The organism is Roseibium sp. (assembly GCF_048260565.1).
Classification (GTDB): Bacteria; Pseudomonadota; Alphaproteobacteria; order Rhizobiales; family Stappiaceae; genus Roseibium.
This window is the reverse complement of the sequence record NZ_JBLXGP010000013.1, coordinates 163735-180346: the sequence shown is the minus strand read 5'-3', so window position 1 is coordinate 180346 and position 16612 is coordinate 163735. Positions and strand designations below refer to the sequence as shown.

Below are 16612 nucleotides of genomic sequence, written 5' to 3'. Positions count from 1 at the left end.
TCGGGGCCGGGCTTCTTCAACATCAAAACAGTGAATCAAAAACCCCCGGCTAACGCCAGGGGTTTGTCAGCAGTCTGCGGCCGCCCCATGGGGCGGCCGCTTTTTTTGGTTGGTTGCTGTCCCGCGTCAGGCAAAGCCGAAAAGACGCGGGAAGTACATCGTAATGAAAGGCACGTAGGTGATCAGCATCAGAACCAGGATTTCGGCTGCAAGAAAGGGCATGATCGCCATACTGAGGCGCGACAATTTCACATTCGAGACCCCGCAAGCTGCAAACAGCACCAGTCCGAAGGGCGGTGTCGCCAGACCGATTGTCAAGTTGACACAAGTGATCAGGCCAAAGTGGATCGGATCCACACCATACTGATAGGCGATCGGCGCGATCAGCGGCCCCAGCACGATGATGGCAAACCCCATGTCGAGGAACATGCCGAGCACCAGGAACAGGACGTTGACCAGAAGCAGAAAGACATACTTGTTCTCTGTCAGATGCAGGAAAACCAGCGTCACGTGTTCGACCAGATTGTAATAACTCACCAGCCAGCTGAAGCACTTGGCGCAGGCAAGCAGGAACATGATCATGGCGGTCGCCGTGACCGTGTGCTTCAGGATATGAACGATATCGTCCCAACCGAGCGACCGGTAGAAGACCACCCCCATCAGCAATCCGTACATGACGGCGACTGCGGAAGCCTGGGTCGGACTGAAGAACCCACCCAGAATACCGCCCATGATGATCGCCGGCAGGAGCAGGGCCGGAATGCTGCGCAGAAGGATGACGAAGAGATTGATAATGCCCACGAACGGCTTGCGTTCGCCGATCCCCTTCCTGACGGCCACCAGATAGGCGGTTCCCATCAGGAAGAGCGCCACAAGGATCCCGGGGATCAGACCGCCCAGAAACAGGCCCGCGATCGAAACATGCATCACCGACGCGTAGAGCAGCATCGGAATTGAGGGGGGAATGATCGGGCCGATCACTGAGCTCGATGCGGTAACGGCGGCGCTGTACTCCTCATCGTAGCCGTTTTCCTTCATCGCCGGGATCATGATCCCGCCGACCGCCACCGTGTCCGAGACCGCTGAACCGGTAATGCCCGCGAAGAACATGCTTGCAATAATATTGGTATGGGCAAGGCCGCCGCGAATCCAGCCGACCAGCGCCCCGGAAAGATTCATGAGCCGGTCGGTAATCTTGGCCCGGTTCATGATTTCGCCGGCCATGATGAAGAAGGGAATCGCCAGAAGCAGAAGGTTCTCCGTGCTGGTGAACATGCGCTGCGGGATCTGCAGGAAGAGCAGTGGATTTCCCATGTCGATGAAGACGAAAATCGTCATCAGCACGAGGCAAAGTGCGATCGGCACCCCGATCAGGAGCATCGGGATGAAACTGCCAACAACGATGCCAATCATAGCTCCGCCTCCTCAATCTTCAGTTTTTCCTGGTCTGGGGCATCCGGCAGAGCCGCACCGATGGCGTTCAGTCCGAGAATGAGGCCACCTGCGGGAACCGAGAGGTAAAAGTAGTAAAGGCTGATATCGAGATAGAGCGAGGTCTGAGAGCGTCCGACGAAGACCGCCATCTTGTAACCGTAGTAGACCATCACCCAGACGACGATCAGCGTGAGCGCCGCAAACAAGACCCGCAAGGCGATCATCAGTTTCGGCCCGAAGAATTCGTGAAAAATGTCCACCCCTATGTGACCGCCGCGACGGGCGATCGCTCCGGCCCCCAGAAACACCACCCAGGCGAACAGGAGATTGCTGACTTCTTCCACCCAGACAAGGGAACTTCCCGTGGCCTGTTCGGTTAGGATCCCCGCAGCGTTGATCAAGAACAACGCGGCGACCAGGATCATCGCAACGAGGAGTGTGCCCCGTTCGAGGTAATCGAGAAAGAGCTGGTAGAGCTCCGCGACCCGTTTCATGTAATGCGATCCAAGTAATCCTGTGACGTTGCAGGCATGAAGCCTCCCCATGGCAGTTTATAACCGGCATGGAGCCGACAAGGGCCCTTATTCGCCAACCTGACAGAAAACAAAAAAGGGCGGCCATGGTCTGACCGCCCAAGTAATCGACTTAAATCACGAGCCTTCACGGGCAGCTTCGGCAGCTGCACGGATCTTGTCGACCCAGGCCTGACCGTTTTCGCCTATCTTGCGAACGATGGTGTCGATATACGGCTGTTGCCCCAGAGCGCGGAACTGCTCGATTTCTTCCGCTGTCGGATAGTAGAATTCAGCGCCTTCCTTCTCCATGGCCTCCTTAACGACGAGGGAGCTGAGATAGGAGTGAGCATTGCCGACGCGGGTGTACAGATCCGCAGCCTGAAGAACGATATTCTGATGCTCCAGTGACAGCGACTGGAAGAACTTCTCGTTGATCATAAGCGGATGAAGGTTATAGCTGTGACGCGTGACCGTCACATACGGGTTCACCTCATAGAGCTTTTTCGAGTACATCGAATATAGCTCGGTGTCGTGACCTTCGGCCATGCCCGACTGCAGCGCGGTGTAGAGTTCGCTCCAGGTGATCGTGACCGTCTTGCTGCCCCATGCGCGGAACATTGCCAACAAGCCCGGGTTTTCCGGCACACGCATCGTCATGCCTTCCAGGTCTTTCGGGCTGTGCACCGGCTTTTCGGAGTAGATGTTACGGAAGCCTGCGCCATCGGCCCAGCCGAGCACACGCAGGCCGGTGTTCTTCAGGAACACATCGGCCAATTCCTGACCGACCGGTCCTTCCATCACTTTCCAGGCAGTCAGGTTGCTGTCGAAGACATAAGGGATCTGGGTGATCGCGATCTCAGGTGCGAATGGCACCATGATCGACGTGTAGGCACCGGCTACCTGAATAACGCCAAGCTGTGCCTGTTCGACAATGGCGCGGCCATTGCCGAGTTCGCCATTGGGATAGACCTCGACCACCATTTCGCCATGAGACTGGCTTTCAATGTAATGTTTGAATGCGTTGACACCGGCGGTACGGCCGGCGCCCGGCAATGCTGTCTCGGCCTCCGAGGAATGGCCGACCTTGATGACGATCGGTTCCGCTGTCGCGGCACCCGCCATTGTCATCGCGGCTAAAGCCAAGCCCAGAATTCCAACTTTCAGTTTCTGCATTTGATGAAACCTCCCTTTCCATCATTATGAACACAGGATTACGACGCGTTGCGCCGCCTCCGCTTTTATTATTTTTGAAAATCTATTTCAAAAATATTTGCGTGTCGATAAATTTCTCGATCAAGCGTTCGTTTTGCGCTCCAGAACGCGAAAATCGAAACCCGTTTTGCTGACGCCATCTGCGGTTTGATTAAATTTCTCCTTTTGTTTCAATAAGATGTTTAGCGCCATGGATTTCATCCCCCTCCCCAGCAACTTTGTCGACTTAATGAAGGATCGTCTGTCAGGCTGAGTCGCGAGTATCACAAACATGGCTGGCGAAACGATTTCGTCCATTGCCGAACCGATGATCGCAAGGTGTTCTGAGAGCCGGATATCCTGAAAGAATACACTCGGGAACGCCTGACGAGCCGGGTCAACGGAAAGCTGAACTCGACCGGCGTCATCAATCCTCGCCGTTGTGTTCGTTCTGCGCGGCCCGGCTGCCTATATCAGGTCGGATTACGACCTGGAGCGCGTGCCTTTGATTGTCGAGAAGCGATGCGAACGGGACGGTTCGCATTCCCGAGCTGACTTGTCACCGCAGGCGCAGCTGACAGGGAGTTGCAGGTCCGTTTGCTGTTCACGCGTTACAACCGGCATATCAAACTTCTCAAAATTCACGGCCCGAAGCTGGTCTTTCCCATCCGCCAGTTCATCGAAGGGAGCGTTCAATTTCTCTCCAACGGCACCATTTTCCGATAAACGCGCAATCCCTTTTTCCGCCCGGCAGTCCCGTGTGCAAGGATTCCTGCACTTGATTCGGACTTCGGGTAGACGGCAGGCAGGTGGCCTGCCCTATCGTTGACAAGTGCGACAATTGGAATTCCCAACAGGGTGGGATCTGCCTTATGAGTTGGGGCGACGGCGTACTGAAGGACGGAAGGCGGCATGGCGATCGGATTGACCGGCAATGACCTGGAATTGATCAGCAAGACCGCGATCCTGGGTGGGGTGGGCGATCAACCGCTGACGGAGCTGTTATCGGATGCCGTGATCAAGACGCCGGAGCGCGGCGAGGTCCTGTTCGTTCAGGGGGATCCGGCGAGCGCATTTTACGTTGTGCTCGACGGCTGGATCAAGCTCTACCGAATGACCGTTGCCGGTGAGGAAGCGGTGGTCGGTATCTTCACCAAAGGCCAGAGCTTCGCCGAGGCGGCCGCCTTTACCGCGGGCATGTTTCCGGTCAGCGCGGAATGCGTGACCGACGCCCGGTTGCTGATGTTCCCGTCAAACCGTCTGTTCGACCGCATCCGCCAGAACCCTGAACTGGGCCTGTCGATGCTTGCCTCCACCTCGCAGCATCTGCACGGACTGGTGCATCAGATCCAGCAGTTGAAGGCCCATACGGGCGCCCAGCGCCTGGCTGAATTCATGCTGGCCCTGGCGCCGGTCGAGGCAGGGGCCTGCACGATCGCCCTGCCCTATGACAAGGCCCTGATCGCCGGCCATCTCGGCATGAAGCCGGAGAGCCTGTCGCGGGCCATCGCACGCCTGAAGGAGGTCGGCGTCACGGTGAAACGCAACATGGCCACCATTCACGACGTCGACCGCCTCCGGAATTTCTTCGAACAGGAGCGCGCCGAGGTCTTGCGATCGCGCAGTTGAGGCTTGCGCGCCCCGCGCGCCAGCACTAATCGCCGGCGCTGTTTCGGAACGCCAGGATCGGCAGATAGATCCAGACATACAGACCGAAGCCCAGGAGCCAAAGGGCGCCAGACAGGTACATCGTCTGAAAATAATCCAGGAAGTCCGTCCCGAAGGCCCGCACGAGAGCTGCCGCGAAAACACAGAGATAAGCGACCGCGATCGGCTTTGCGACAATAAGCGGACGTCCGGCGTGTCCGAGGGAAGCCCGGGTCATCATGGCAAGCGTCATGCCGCCGACCGCGCCGATCGCCAGCAGATGCAGGGCGGCGGTGTCATCGAGGAACGGGGTAAGATGCGCCGCCGCCAGGGCCAGATAGGCAATCGCCAGAAAGGCGAAGGCAAGATGAAGCACCCATAGGATGGGCTCGCGCCATGTCAGCAGGCTGCGCCATCCGGCAACCCGCATCCCGTTCGCAATGCCTGCCACGAGACACAGGCTGCCCAAGACAACATTGGGCACGGGCAAGGCACTTGCGACAGCGGCAAGAACGGACGCAAGGATTGCGATCTTGTCCAGCGCCGGACGGACCTGCGGCATTCGCCCGCAATAGCCCTGCCGGTTGAGCGCGTTGCGGGTAAAGCCCGGTACGACGCGCCCGCCGATGATGACGATCATGGCCGCGCTGGTGTAAAGGCCGAGCCGGGTCCCGGCGATGGCCGTGTCATCGGTCAAGCCGAGCCACTCCAGGTGCATCAGAAGATTGCCGGTGAACATGGCCGTGAGCAATCCGAGAAAGATGACGTTGCGAAGCTGGGTTTTCTTCAGGAGATTGCTGCCGATCTTGAGGCCGAGCAGCGGAATAAAGGCCAGATCGATGACGGCGACTGCCCAAGGGTCGAAATAGCCGGAAAACCAGATCGCCAGCCGCCCGGCCAGCCAGACCAGTCCGGTCGTCGCCACGAAGGCGGACCGGGCAGACGGCGACCCTGTCCAGTTGGGAACGGCCGTCAGGAAGAAGCCGGCCATCACCGCAACCGTGTAGCCGAAAATCATCTCGTGGGCGTGCCATAGATGGGGAGCCATGGCCATGGGCGGTTCTGCAAAGGTGCCACCGGCGGCGTGAAGCCCCAACCAGCCAAGCCATGCGGCAATCGACAGGACGGCGAAACATCCCGCCGCCAGAAAATAGAGGCGGAACCCTGCGGTCAGGAAGACCGGAAGTCCTGTGCCGGTGCCTTTGAGCGCTGCTGTCCGTGCCATGGTTTTATCCTCAGGTTGAGACGCGAAGCACAGCTTCGCTGCCATCCGTTCTCAGGAGAAAGGCCTGCGCTCCGGCAAAGCCGTCGAGAGCTTCGGCCAGTACCTGTTCGCCGCAGACCAGTGCCGCGGTCGACAGGCCGTCGGCGATGGTTGCCGAGGACGCGACGACACTTGCCCCCGCCAGGCCCGAGCGAGCCGGCCGGCCCGTTCGCGGGTCCAGGATGTGCGACACCCGGGCCTCCCGGTCGAAGGTCGTTCCGGAAAGGGCCGAGGTGGCAACGGCGCGATCCTTGAGCACGATCCGACTCCCCTGCTCCACCTCTCCCGGCGCAAGCAGCACCTCCCAGCCGTCGGGCCCCGCGGGATCACTTCCCGAAGCTGCGATCTCGCCGATATTGACCAGGATGTCCGTGAAACCTTCGTTCTTCAGCAGCGCGGACACCCGGTCGGTCATGTAGCCCTGGGCAATGCCGTTGAGTGTCAGCGCCATGCCGGGCCGGTCATAAGCCACCCGTTCGGGGTCTATCCGCACCTTGTCGAAGCCGGTCAGTTCAAGAATCCGGTCAATGTCTTCAGGCGCAGGTCGCGCCTCCGCTTCGCGGCTCTCTCCGGCATAGGTGCGGGCATAGAGATCCCAGAGCGGCTGGATCGACGGGTCGAAAGCCCCGGCCGTCGTCTTGTGAATGCTCCGGACGGTCGCAAGAAGGTCGACGAGCTCTGGCGGCGGCGCCATTATCCGGCCTTCCCGGTTCAATCGTGTCAGCGCGCTGTCGGTCCGATAGAGGCTGAACACCCGCTCCAGACGCAGGATCTCCGTCTCCATTGCGGCAAAGACCTTCCGCGCGTGGTCCCGGTCGGGGTCAACGAGCCTGACTTCCGCTCCTGCGCCAAGCGCGACGCCGTGCCAGCGTTGTATTGCAGAGGCTCCGATCGCCAATCCAGGGGTGATTGCCATCCCGGCCGCGGCGGCCGAGATGGACAGGAAGCGACGCCGGGACAGCGGTTTGGCATGGGTAAGCGTGGTCATTGGCTTGCCTCCACCATGGTCATGGCCTCGCTCCCGGACTGGTCCTTCGACACGACGGAGCCCAGAACATAGGCCTCCGGTATTTCGGACAGGCGCACGATGTTGCCGCCCTGTTCGGCGACAAAACCCTCAGCACCGTTCTCGCTGCCGAACGGTATGACCTCCGGCGCGCCCATGCCGCCGGTCTTGCGGCTGCCGATCACAAACCAGGCCGTTTCCGCGTCGATCCAGTTGGCTTCTCCCGGATTTTCCCAGCTCTCGGCCTTGCCCATGTCGCTGACATAGACGGCGACATAATCCTTGGGCTCTTCCGGCGACAGGGTAAAGGCAACCGCATCGCGGACCTGCGTGAACCAGAGCGGATGAGGGTTGCCCTTCAGATGGATCTGCGCCTTGGGACCATCGTGATCAAGCGCGGTCATCTGGCAGTAATAGCCGGTTGCAGCCAGCGTCATGGCCACCGGAGCCGGCTTGGCGGCCGTGGTTTCTTCCTGACAGGCGGACAGACCCAGACCGAGCAACAGGGCGAGGCCGAGGGCAAGAGCGGGGCGTTTCATGGTGTGATCCTCCGGATCCGGGCGAGGGCAAGGCCAAGGGCGAACAGGGTTACGCCTGCGATCGATGCGAGTGCCGCCACGGGCGGGAACGGCAGGCTTTCGGCAACGCCGGCCATGCCGCCAACGAGGCTGCTTGCCCCGAGCGAGGCCAGATTGAACAGGCGGAAGGCGTCGGCGGGATTGAGCACCATGGCGTAAGGAAACACATGGGCCGAGAAAGTACCGCCGGTGTCGGTCACCAGCAGACCGAGCAGGGCAAGGTCATAAAGCACCACAAGAACCAGCCAGGCGCCGATCGCAAGCGCCGCAGAGGTCGAACTCTGCCGCGTCAGCGCGCTGAGGACGTAGCCGACTGCCAGGAAGGCAAGACCAAGGGCGGCGGATGTCAGGATCAGCCGGACGAAATCGACCAGTCCTGCCGGCGAGCCCGCATCGACGGCATAAAGCAGCAGACCCGTGGAGCCGTAGCCGACCACAAGGGCGACGGTCAGCACCATCAAATGGCCCAGCGCCTTGCCGAGCAGAAATTCCGTGCGCGAGATCGGGCAGGAAAAGATCAGCAGCAGCGTGCCCCGGTCGATCTCACCGGAAATCGTGTCGAAGGCCAGAAGCAGCGCGATCAGCGGCACCAGATAGACGGACAGGCTGGCCAGCGAGGCGACGGTGATCGTCATCCGGTCCACGCCGAGCGTGCCGGCCGGGGTCGAGCCGAGAAGAGCGAGCGCCAGGGAAAAGGCGGCCAGGATCAGCGTGGCCAGCATGATCCAGCGGTTGCGCAGTCCAAGGCGCAGTTCCTGACCGGCCACTGTGAGTATGCGGGTGAACATGAGATCAAACCTCCGCGGCCGTGATGCCGGAAAAATGGCGGTAGACATCGTCGAGAGACGGCAGGTGCATGTCGACATCGTCGACGAGGCCGCCGAGTTCGCCGATGGAGGCAAGGCAGGCGACCTTGCCTTCCGGTTCGCAGAAAAGTTCCACGGAACAACCGTTCACGCGGGTACCTCCGAGCCGGTTCGCGATCCGGTCGGCTGCGCCTTCCGAACCGCGGACCCGGATACGGATCGGCAGGCGTGCCCGTGCGCGGAGCGCCGAAAGCGTGTCATCGGCAACGAGCTGCCCCTTCGACAGGATCAGGATGCGGTCGGTCTTCGCTTCGACTTCCGTCAGTGCATGGGAGGAAAGCAGCACGGTCGCGCCTTCGGCAGCGACTTCCTCGATCAACTCGTAGAAATTCTGCCGGGACACCGGATCGAGACCGCTGGTCGGCTCGTCGAGCAGCACCAGCTGCGGGTGGCCGATGAGCGCCTGGGCGAGGCCGAGGCGCTGGCGCATGCCCTTGGAATAGGCACCGACCTTCCGGTTGGCAGCATCGCTCAGGCCGACCCGGTCCAGCAGGTCCAGCGATCTGTTTCTGTTCGCGCCCTTCAGCCGGGCATAGAAGGTCATCACCTCCCTGCCCGTCAGCGCCTTCTGGAAGGCGACCGCTTCCGGCAGGTAGGCGGTGCCGGCGCGGGAAGCCCCGCTGCCCGGCGCATTCCCCAGGACGGCGATATCGCCGCGGTCGGGCTGCAGGAAGCCGAGCGCCATCTTGAACAGGGTGGTCTTGCCGGCGCCATTGTGGCCGAGGAGCGCAATGCGTTCTCCGGCGCGCAACTTGAAAGACACGTCCCGGACCACCGCATTGCGGTCGAAAGACTTGCTGACGTTTTCAAGCGTCAATGTGTCTGCTGGGGTCATCCTTGAACTCCCGCATGAGGCGTTTTGAAGTCCGGCGCATGCATCAGCGGAGCGCTGTCGACAATGCCGCCGGGAAGAAGCGATGGAAACTGGGATTGGGTCCATTGCAGAAGCTGGACTGCGGGACTTCCGGTCAGGAGCTTTGCCGCCGGTTGGGTCCACAGGAGCTGGTCGACCATATCGTTCGGTCGGTAGGTGCTGTCGGCAATGCCGTCGCCATTGAGATCGAAGGCGGCCAGGTCCGACCAGAAATTCCCGCGGCCGTTCTCACTCCAGTCCAGATTGCGGCTGCCGACATATTTCACCTGGGTCTGGTTGCCGATGAAGGCATTGCCGGCGAAATGATTGTCAGCCGATCCGGCGGTGAAGTGTATGCCGATCGGGCATCCCTCGAAGCGGTTGCCTTCGACCGTGTTCTTGTTGGCGTTGTACATGAACAGGCATTTCTCGCCGCCGTTTTCCACGCGGTTACCGACGATGCGCGCATGGTTGGCGTAGTTCAGCATCAGGCCGTGATTACGATCGCGGACGGAGAGATTGTTTTCGATGGTCAGGCCGTTGGAGAACATCAGGGCGAAGCCGATGTCGTTGCCGACGGAGACATTGCCGGAGATCTCGCCGTTGTTGCCGTACATGTAATGAATGGCGAAGCGCAGGTCCTCGAAGCGGTTGTTGAGAAACCGGTCCTTATGGCTGGTATTGACGAAAATACCGTCGCGGCCATGACGGATGGTGTTGAATTCGGCGGTCAGGCCCGGCGCGTTCCAGACATAAATCCCGTTGCCGCGCTCGTTCATGCGCAGATCCTGCCTGCCCTCGATCAGGTTGCGGGCTATCCGCACTTCCTTTGCGCCGTGAACGTCAATGCCGGTCAGGTTGTTCAGCAGCCGGTTATGATCGATATCGGCGCCGCGGGCTTTTTTCGTCAGCTTGATCCCGGCATCGAGGGTTTCCTGGGAGAGGCCCGAGCCGGTCACGGTCAAACCAGTTATCGTCACCGCCGGTGCCTCGACGGTGACGACACTGCCTGTCCCGGTACCCACAACCCGGGCAGCCAACGCACCGCGGAGCGTGACGCTCTTCTTGATGACGACGGGGCCATGGTGCGTTCCGGGCGCAAGCCGGAGAACATCTCCGGCCTGCGCGTTTTCAAGAGCGTCCTGAAGATTGCGCCCTCCCGCTGTCACCTGCCACTCCTTCGCCCCGGCCGGAGCGAATGCCGCGGCGAGAATGCAGCAGGCTGCGAGAAACGATCTCGTCGACAGAAGCGGGACGACGCGTCTCATGATCAGGCTCCGCGCGGCTCGACGAACATACGACCGCGCATTTCCATGTGCAGGGCATGGCAGAACCACTGGCAGTAGAACCAGTGCACGCCGGGCCGGTCGGCCGTGAAGGTGACCGAGGCTGTCGCCTGGGGTGCCACTTCCATGGCGACGCCGTAGTTGGAGATGGTGAAGCCGTGGGTCAGGTCGTCGATATCATCGATATTGGTGACATAGACGGTGACCTCGTCCCCCTGCTTGACCGTGAATTTCTCCAGGCTGAAGACCGGCGCGACGGAGTGCATGTAGACACGCACCTTGTTGCCGTCCCGGATGACGTCGGCAGCATCTTCCAGATCGATGCCGTCCGCCTTGGCCTGCTCGACCGCATCGGCAAACATCGGGTCGTTGCGGTCCCAGACCGTGACCGGGTTCACCTTGGAACGATGGACGATGATGCTGTCATGCGGCTCGGCGAAGGTCGGGCTGTCATGCACCACGGTCATGCCGTCGTCGGAGATGTCGATGAGTTGCTCGTTCTCCGGCTTCAGCGGACCGACGTTCAGGAACCGGTCCTTGGAGAACTTGTTCATCGAAATCAGCCATTTGCCGTCGGCCTCCGCTGTCTCTCCCATGGAGGTCGAGTTGTGGCCGGGCTGGTAGTGAACATCCACCTTGGAGATGATCGGATCGACGTCTTCGCCCGCATAGGCGCGGATGGCCTTGTCGATGTTCCACTTCACCACCTGGCTGTCCAGGAACAGCGTCGTGAAGGCATTGCCCTTGCCGTCATAGGCGGTATGGAGCGGGCCCAGGCCGAGCTGCGGTTCGGCAACGACGGCGGAGCGGGGATCCACATCGGTTTCGAACAGGGCATCCAGCTTGTTTACGTCGATGACCGTGCAGGTCGGCGACAGCTTGCCGTTGATGACCACATGTTTCCTGTCCGGGGCGGTATTGACGCCGTGCGGGCTGTTCGGGATCGGGATGTAGCGGGTGTATTTCTTGTTGGAGCCCTTGCGTCCGTCCACGACCTTGACGCCGTTCAGTTCCTGGTAGTCGCCCGCGGCGATGCCCTTTTCGATCTCCTTCAGGTTGAACACGACCACATGATCCAGCTCGTTGGCGGTCATCTCGGCCAGGTTCATACCCATTTCGGAGTTGTAGCTGGTGGAGAAGGCGTATTTGCCCTGGTAGTCGCAGTCGGTGTTGTCCAGGTTGCCGGACACCATCACCTGCCACGCCACTTCCATGGTGTCGCCGTCGATGGCGGTGAAGATATTCACGTACTGGGCAGGGTCGTCCAGGATCTTGCCGTCGTTGACCAGCGGCGCTTCATGCTCGCTGTTGGCGAAGACATACCCCGTGCGCGGATACTTCTGCGGACGCATGCCGTGGATGTCGTGCGCATTGGGGATCTCGAGGATCTTGTCGCATTTCATCACGTCGCAGCGGACGCGGGCCACGCGGGTGTTGGCCTTGTCGTTCATGAACAGGTAGCGCCCGTCATAGGTGCCGTCCGTGAACGACATATGCGGGTGGTGCAGGTCGCCGTTGTCGTAGGTGACCTTGCCCTGTGCGGCCAGAAATTCCTTGGTTTCCGGTGTCAGACCCTCGGTCAGGATCTTCAGGGATTCATTGGTCTGGCCCCAGCCGGTGGCGGAGCAGCGGTTGAACACCGGCACCCGCATGAATTCGCGCATGGACGGAACGCCCAGAATGCGCAGTTCGCCGGTCTGGCCGGAGGACCAGAAGCCGTAGTATTCGTCGAGTTCGCCCGGCGACATTTCGAACTTCTGGCCGCCTTCGGCCGCATAGGCGGGGTTCGCACCACCCAGGGCGACGGCCCCCATGCCGGCGACCACGGCCGTCTTGGCCGTACCACCCAGCAGATCGCGGCGCGATACGCCCGATTTCGTAACTTTCTCCGTCATGACATTCTCCTTGCTCTCGTCGTCGGAGTTCATTCGGCCGGCGCCGGGACGGGTTTTTCCGCCTTGGCATCCGGTTTTGCGATGCCGGTCTGGACCTCGAAGCGTTTGCGCTTGGCGAGCTTCTTGATGCAGACGGGGCATTTCTGGTCGTGCTGATACAAAACCTGGCAATGCAGGCAGTTCAGGCACTCGTTGGGATTGATGTTTCCTTCCGGATGAATGGCCTGGACCATGCATTCCTTCGCGCAGCGCTGGCAGGGGTTGCCGCATTCGCGGTAGCGCTTCAGCCAGTCGAACATTCTCAGCCGCGCCGGGATCGCGAGTGCCGCGCCCAGCGGGCACAGGTAGCGGCAGTAGAACCGCTCCACGAACAGCCCGGCGAGCAGCAGCGCGACGGCGAAGGCGACGAAGGGCCAGGCGCGCTGGAACTTCAGAATAATCGCCGTCTTGAAGGGTTCGACCTCGGCGTAATGCTCGGCGAGATCGAGCGAGTAGAGCGACACCCCGAACAGGGCGAGAAAGATCATGTACTTGACCGGCCACAGGCGCTCATGCAGGCCCCAGGGCACCTCGAACTGGGGAATGCGGCACAGCTTGGCGATCCGGTTCGTCAGCTCCTGCAGGGCGCCGAAGGGACACAGCCAGCCGCAATAGGCCCCCCTGCCCCAGAAGATCAGCGCGGCGGCGACGGAGAACCACAGCAGGAACACCAGAGGGTCCATCAGGAACGCATCCCAGCTGAAATCCGTCGTCAGCGCCGAAAAGAAAGCAAGCACATTGACGACGGAGAGCTGCGCGTTCTGGATCCAGCCCAGCCAGATCAAAGTGAAAGCCAGAAAGCCAATGCGGAACCAGAAAGTGAAGCGCTCGTTGCGGGTCACCTGCATCTGGAAGAAGAAGACCAGCGTCAGGACACCGATGGCGCCGGCAAGGACAAGCACGTCGGCCTTGCGCGTCTTCCAGATCCGCATCCAGAGTTTCTGGGCGGCAGCCTGGTTATCGCTTACCTGCGGGGTGCCGGCTGCTGCCGCAGCGGCTGCCTGCCGGCTCGAAGGATCGAGCATCAGATAGGACTTCGGCAGCCGGTAGCCCAGGTCGAAGGTCAGGAACACCTTGTCGATGGCGCCGACGGGCCGCTGGACGAGCAGTTGCAGGCGGAAATCTTCTGCCGGATCGAAGCCGCTGTCGGCCGGAATGATGAAGAGATCCATCTCCTTGAATGCGGGCGCACCTTCGGCGGCGATTTCCCCCAGCTTGTGGTGCTGGCGATCGTGAAAACGAACGGAGACATCCTTCTGGACGAGCTGGATGCGGTCGAAGATGCCGCCGCGCACATAGCCCGACCCCTTGAAGGAATAGCGGCCGCGCCCCATCACCAGCAGCGCATGTTCGCCCTCCTTCAGCCGGGCCTTGAGGTTGTCATATTCCGCATCGCCCAGCAGAGACCGGCCGATGGACGGCACGTCGGCGAGCGTCAGGTACATGTCGATATAGGTATCGGTTTCCGGCCCTTTTTCGGGGCGCGCGATCGCCCGGGGATCGCCCTCGCGGACGAAGGCCTCGTTGAGCTGGGCCACGTCGAGCGACAGCCGCCGAACCGACCCGTCCCCGGTCAGGGTCTGCCAGTCCGCCGTTTCGTCAATGGTGGGATCGATCACCATCTTCGGACCGCTGGTACCGGTATCTTCCTTCAGACCGCCGAGGCCGAGGCTCCTTGCGACCTTGAGACCGGCGCGAATGATGGAATCGTCGATCACCATGATGGTCACGGTGGCGCCGGAGATGATGTCCAGATCATGCGCGGACCCGGACGCGGCCGCCTCCGCCTTCAGGTCGAGGCCGGCGTATTTCTTCGTCACCGCCTTGATCTTGCTGTCCGGAATCCCGACCAGGACGATGGGCTCGGAATGCTTGACCAGCTTTACTCCGGTGAGCACGGCATCCTTGTCGATGCCGACAAGCGTGTGGATCGGCTTTCCGGAATATCCGGTGGTGGAAACGAAATCCGATGTCAGAAACACCCAGCCGACCGTATCCCCGCCCTTGAGCGCCGGGACGACCGGAACGTCCTTTTCCGGTTCGCCGTAGCTCTCGGCGCCGGGTACAAGTTCAGATACCGGCGTATCGGGAAGGAACCTGGACAGTTCGGCCGCGGAAACACCAGCAGTCGACAACGCGACGGCCATAAAGACGAGCGCCAGACAGAGAAGTCGAAACCGGTTCTGATTCTGTGATGGGAAGATTGGCAAGTTGTCTGCTCCGAAGTCCGGATCGGTCTGAATTTCGGAGCATTCATTTCATAGATGGGCGATATCTGAATTGACGAAGATCAAGATTTGAGAAGTTATAATAATTCAATAATCTTCGAATGTTAGAATTATATTCTCCTGACGCGCATCACTCCCCGCCTTTCTGCAAAAGCCGGACTGCCTGACTGAGTGCCTTAGCGTTTTGTTACGTTCTCGCCACCTTTGGCGAAATATTCCCCTCCAAGAGGGGTCAGAACCGCTGACCGGCAATGAAATGCGATGCCAGCAAACTAAAACCCATGATTAATTGATTATTGTCAATTACGCGGGTGAAAGTTTCCGTTACGTCCAAAAACCAACAAGAGATGCATCCATTTCCCAGCCCAAAAGAGTGAACGGCCATGCCAGATACACGCCATTCAGATTGCTGCTCCGCTGCAGCCGATACGAAAAAGCCGCTTGCGACGATCGAGCAGACGATCGAACGCGCGATCGGATTATGCGGCACCATCGAGGGCACGGAGGTGGTTCCCGTCACCCAGGCGATCGGTCGGACGGCCGCCTTTGATGTCATCTCCTATCTGGAACTGCCCCTTCGCGACCATTCCGCCGTCGACGGCTACGCCCTCGGTGGAACCGGCACCGGGCCTTTCCGGGTCGTCGGCAGGACGACCGCGGGCGAGACTGCGGCCAGGCGGCTGTCGTCGGGACAGGCGCTGAGGATCATGACCGGGGCGCCGGTCCCGCCGGGCACCGAAGCGGTCGTGATGCAGGAACATGTGACGGTCTCCGGCGATCAGGTGACCGCCGGCTTCGCCGTCCCGGCCGGCGACAACATCCGCTGCCGGGGCGAAGACGTCTCCTCCATGGACACGCTCGTGAAGGCCGGTGCGCGGATCGATCCGCGGCATGTGGCGATCCTGGCAGCCAGCGGTTACCAGGGGCTGGAGGTGCGCCGGAAACTGCGCGTCGCGCTGCTGTCGACCGGCAACGAATTGCGCGATCCCGGCGTCGGCATGGGACCGGGCAGCATCTTCGACACCAACCGTCCGATGCTGCAGGCGCTCCTTGCCGAAGAGCGGATCGACATCACCGATCTGGGTATCAAACCGGACAAGCGGGACGTCATTTCCGCCTGCCTGGCAGAGGCTGCGATGCATCACGACCTGATCATCACGTCGGGCGGGGTATCCGTCGGAGAAGAGGATCATATCAAGCCGGCCATCCTCGATGCCGGCGGGCAGATCGAGAGCTGGTGCATGGCGATCAAGCCGGGCAAGCCGATTACCCTCGGCCGGTTGGATAAGGCCGTGTTCCTGGGGCTTCCGGGAAATCCGCTTGCCTGTTTCGTCGACTTCCTGCTGGTCGGCAGACCGCTTCTGGATAGCCTGGAAGGGCGGCCGACCGCGTTCCCGTCCGTCCGCAACGCCCGGGCCGGTTTCTCGTGGGAAAGGCGCCCCGGCAGGCGGGAGTTCTTTCCCGCAACGGTCGTGGGCGTTTCCGACGAAGGCCTGCCGGTGATTGAAAAAATCGGCAGGGCCGGTTCTGCCCGGTTGATGCCGCTGATCGAGGCCGATGGGCTTGGCGCGGTCGACAGCACCTGCAGCTCGGTCGAGCCGGGCTCCGGGCTGCAATTCTTCCCGTTCAAAAGCCAGATGATGCTGTAATTTTCGAGACGACCGGCCGATGCTCCCGAACAGCTGGCAGGACAATCGCATAGGGCAAGATCCAGCTCCCTCTCCCATTGGGAGAGGGTGGGGGTGAGGGGCTCAAAAGTTGGAGAATTATGGAAAAGTCTGCTCCCTCACCCGGAGCTTCGCTCCGACCT

General features: G+C 60.8%; 13 protein-coding genes. 2 read left to right on the top strand and 11 right to left on the bottom strand.

The genetic code is table 11. The features are described from left to right. Positions 1-126: 126 nt before the first annotated feature. From ACN0SO_RS22300 to ACN0SO_RS22290, 3 genes are all read right to left on the bottom strand, one after another. Positions 127-1413, bottom strand: a complete 1287-nt coding sequence (locus ACN0SO_RS22300; RefSeq protein ID WP_417681233.1) for a TRAP transporter large permease — start codon at positions 1411-1413, stop codon at positions 127-129. Then, the gene (locus ACN0SO_RS22295; protein WP_417681231.1) at positions 1410-1928 is read right to left on the bottom strand and encodes a TRAP transporter small permease; all 519 of its coding nucleotides are present in this window, start codon (positions 1926-1928) and stop codon (positions 1410-1412) included. Before ACN0SO_RS22295 ends, ACN0SO_RS22300 begins: the two co-directional genes overlap by 4 nt. A 156-nt stretch (positions 1929-2084) precedes the next feature. Next, on the bottom strand, positions 2085-3122 hold the full coding sequence (locus tag ACN0SO_RS22290) for a TRAP transporter substrate-binding protein (RefSeq protein WP_417681229.1): 1038 nt from the start codon (positions 3120-3122) through the stop codon (positions 2085-2087). A 930-nt stretch (positions 3123-4052) separates the two neighbouring features. Here ACN0SO_RS22290 and ACN0SO_RS22285 point away from each other — a divergent pair. Then, positions 4053-4769: a Crp/Fnr family transcriptional regulator gene (locus tag ACN0SO_RS22285; RefSeq protein ID WP_417681227.1), complete on the top strand. Its 717-nt coding sequence runs from the start codon at positions 4053-4055 to the stop codon at positions 4767-4769. A 25-nt stretch (positions 4770-4794) separates the two neighbouring features. Here ACN0SO_RS22285 and ACN0SO_RS22280 read toward each other — a convergent pair whose 3' ends face one another. The 8 genes from ACN0SO_RS22280 to ACN0SO_RS22245 are packed head-to-tail and all read right to left on the bottom strand — an operon-like array spanning position 4795 to position 14721. After that, entirely contained in the window at positions 4795-6012 is a 1218-nt protein-coding gene (locus tag ACN0SO_RS22280; protein WP_417681225.1) for an NnrS family protein, read from the bottom strand. A gap of 10 nt (positions 6013-6022) precedes the next feature. Continuing rightward, positions 6023-7039, bottom strand: coding sequence for an FAD:protein FMN transferase (locus tag ACN0SO_RS22275; protein WP_417681223.1), 1017 nt, complete (start codon positions 7037-7039; stop codon positions 6023-6025). Beyond that, entirely contained in the window at positions 7036-7596 is a 561-nt protein-coding gene (locus ACN0SO_RS22270) for a nitrous oxide reductase accessory protein NosL (RefSeq protein WP_417681221.1), read from the bottom strand. Before ACN0SO_RS22270 ends, ACN0SO_RS22275 begins: the two co-directional genes overlap by 4 nt. Further along, on the bottom strand, positions 7593-8423 hold the full coding sequence (locus ACN0SO_RS22265; protein WP_417681219.1) for an ABC transporter permease: 831 nt from the start codon (positions 8421-8423) through the stop codon (positions 7593-7595). The genes ACN0SO_RS22270 and ACN0SO_RS22265 overlap by 4 nt, the downstream gene beginning before the upstream one ends. Positions 8424-8427: 4 nt before the next feature. Continuing rightward, the gene (locus tag ACN0SO_RS22260; protein WP_417681217.1) at positions 8428-9336 is read right to left on the bottom strand and encodes an ABC transporter ATP-binding protein; all 909 of its coding nucleotides are present in this window, start codon (positions 9334-9336) and stop codon (positions 8428-8430) included. Next, entirely contained in the window at positions 9333-10622 is a 1290-nt protein-coding gene (locus ACN0SO_RS22255; protein ID WP_417681215.1) for a nitrous oxide reductase family maturation protein NosD, read from the bottom strand. The genes ACN0SO_RS22260 and ACN0SO_RS22255 overlap by 4 nt, the downstream gene beginning before the upstream one ends. Positions 10623-10624: 2 nt before the next feature. Beyond that, complete coding sequence (gene nosZ, locus ACN0SO_RS22250; protein ID WP_417681214.1) at positions 10625-12535, bottom strand: TAT-dependent nitrous-oxide reductase; 1911 nt, start codon at positions 12533-12535, stop codon at positions 10625-10627. Positions 12536-12564: 29 nt separating this feature from the next. After that, positions 12565-14721, bottom strand: a complete 2157-nt coding sequence (locus ACN0SO_RS22245) for a 4Fe-4S binding protein (protein ID WP_417681212.1) — start codon at positions 14719-14721, stop codon at positions 12565-12567. A gap of 464 nt (positions 14722-15185) precedes the next feature. Here ACN0SO_RS22245 and glp point away from each other — a divergent pair, with 464 nt between their 5' ends. After that, positions 15186-16451 (top strand): gephyrin-like molybdotransferase Glp, encoded by a 1266-nt coding sequence (gene glp, locus ACN0SO_RS22240; protein WP_417681210.1) that lies wholly within the window; start codon positions 15186-15188, stop codon positions 16449-16451. Positions 16452-16612 lie beyond the last annotated feature (161 nt).

Excerpts from the sequence above, each read along its gene's own strand:
- ACN0SO_RS22300 (WP_417681233.1), bottom strand. The coding sequence starts at position 1,413 with ATGATTGGCATCGTTGTTGGCAGTTTCATCCCGATGCTCCTGATCGGG.
- ACN0SO_RS22295 (WP_417681231.1), bottom strand. The coding sequence starts at position 1,928 with ATGAAACGGGTCGCGGAGCTCTACCAGCTCTTTCTCGATTACCTCGAA.
- ACN0SO_RS22290 (WP_417681229.1), bottom strand. The coding sequence starts at position 3,122 with ATGCAGAAACTGAAAGTTGGAATTCTGGGCTTGGCTTTAGCCGCGATG.
- ACN0SO_RS22285 (WP_417681227.1), top strand. The coding sequence starts at position 4,053 with ATGGCGATCGGATTGACCGGCAATGACCTGGAATTGATCAGCAAGACC.
- ACN0SO_RS22280 (WP_417681225.1), bottom strand. The coding sequence starts at position 6,012 with ATGGCACGGACAGCAGCGCTCAAAGGCACCGGCACAGGACTTCCGGTC.
- ACN0SO_RS22275 (WP_417681223.1), bottom strand. The coding sequence starts at position 7,039 with ATGACCACGCTTACCCATGCCAAACCGCTGTCCCGGCGTCGCTTCCTG.
- ACN0SO_RS22270 (WP_417681221.1), bottom strand. The coding sequence starts at position 7,596 with ATGAAACGCCCCGCTCTTGCCCTCGGCCTCGCCCTGTTGCTCGGTCTG.
- ACN0SO_RS22265 (WP_417681219.1), bottom strand. The coding sequence starts at position 8,423 with ATGTTCACCCGCATACTCACAGTGGCCGGTCAGGAACTGCGCCTTGGA.
- ACN0SO_RS22260 (WP_417681217.1), bottom strand. The coding sequence starts at position 9,336 with ATGACCCCAGCAGACACATTGACGCTTGAAAACGTCAGCAAGTCTTTC.
- ACN0SO_RS22255 (WP_417681215.1), bottom strand. The coding sequence starts at position 10,622 with ATGAGACGCGTCGTCCCGCTTCTGTCGACGAGATCGTTTCTCGCAGCC.
- nosZ (WP_417681214.1), bottom strand. The coding sequence starts at position 12,535 with ATGACGGAGAAAGTTACGAAATCGGGCGTATCGCGCCGCGATCTGCTG.
- ACN0SO_RS22245 (WP_417681212.1), bottom strand. The coding sequence starts at position 14,721 with ATGGCCGTCGCGTTGTCGACTGCTGGTGTTTCCGCGGCCGAACTGTCC.
- glp (WP_417681210.1), top strand. The coding sequence starts at position 15,186 with ATGCCAGATACACGCCATTCAGATTGCTGCTCCGCTGCAGCCGATACG.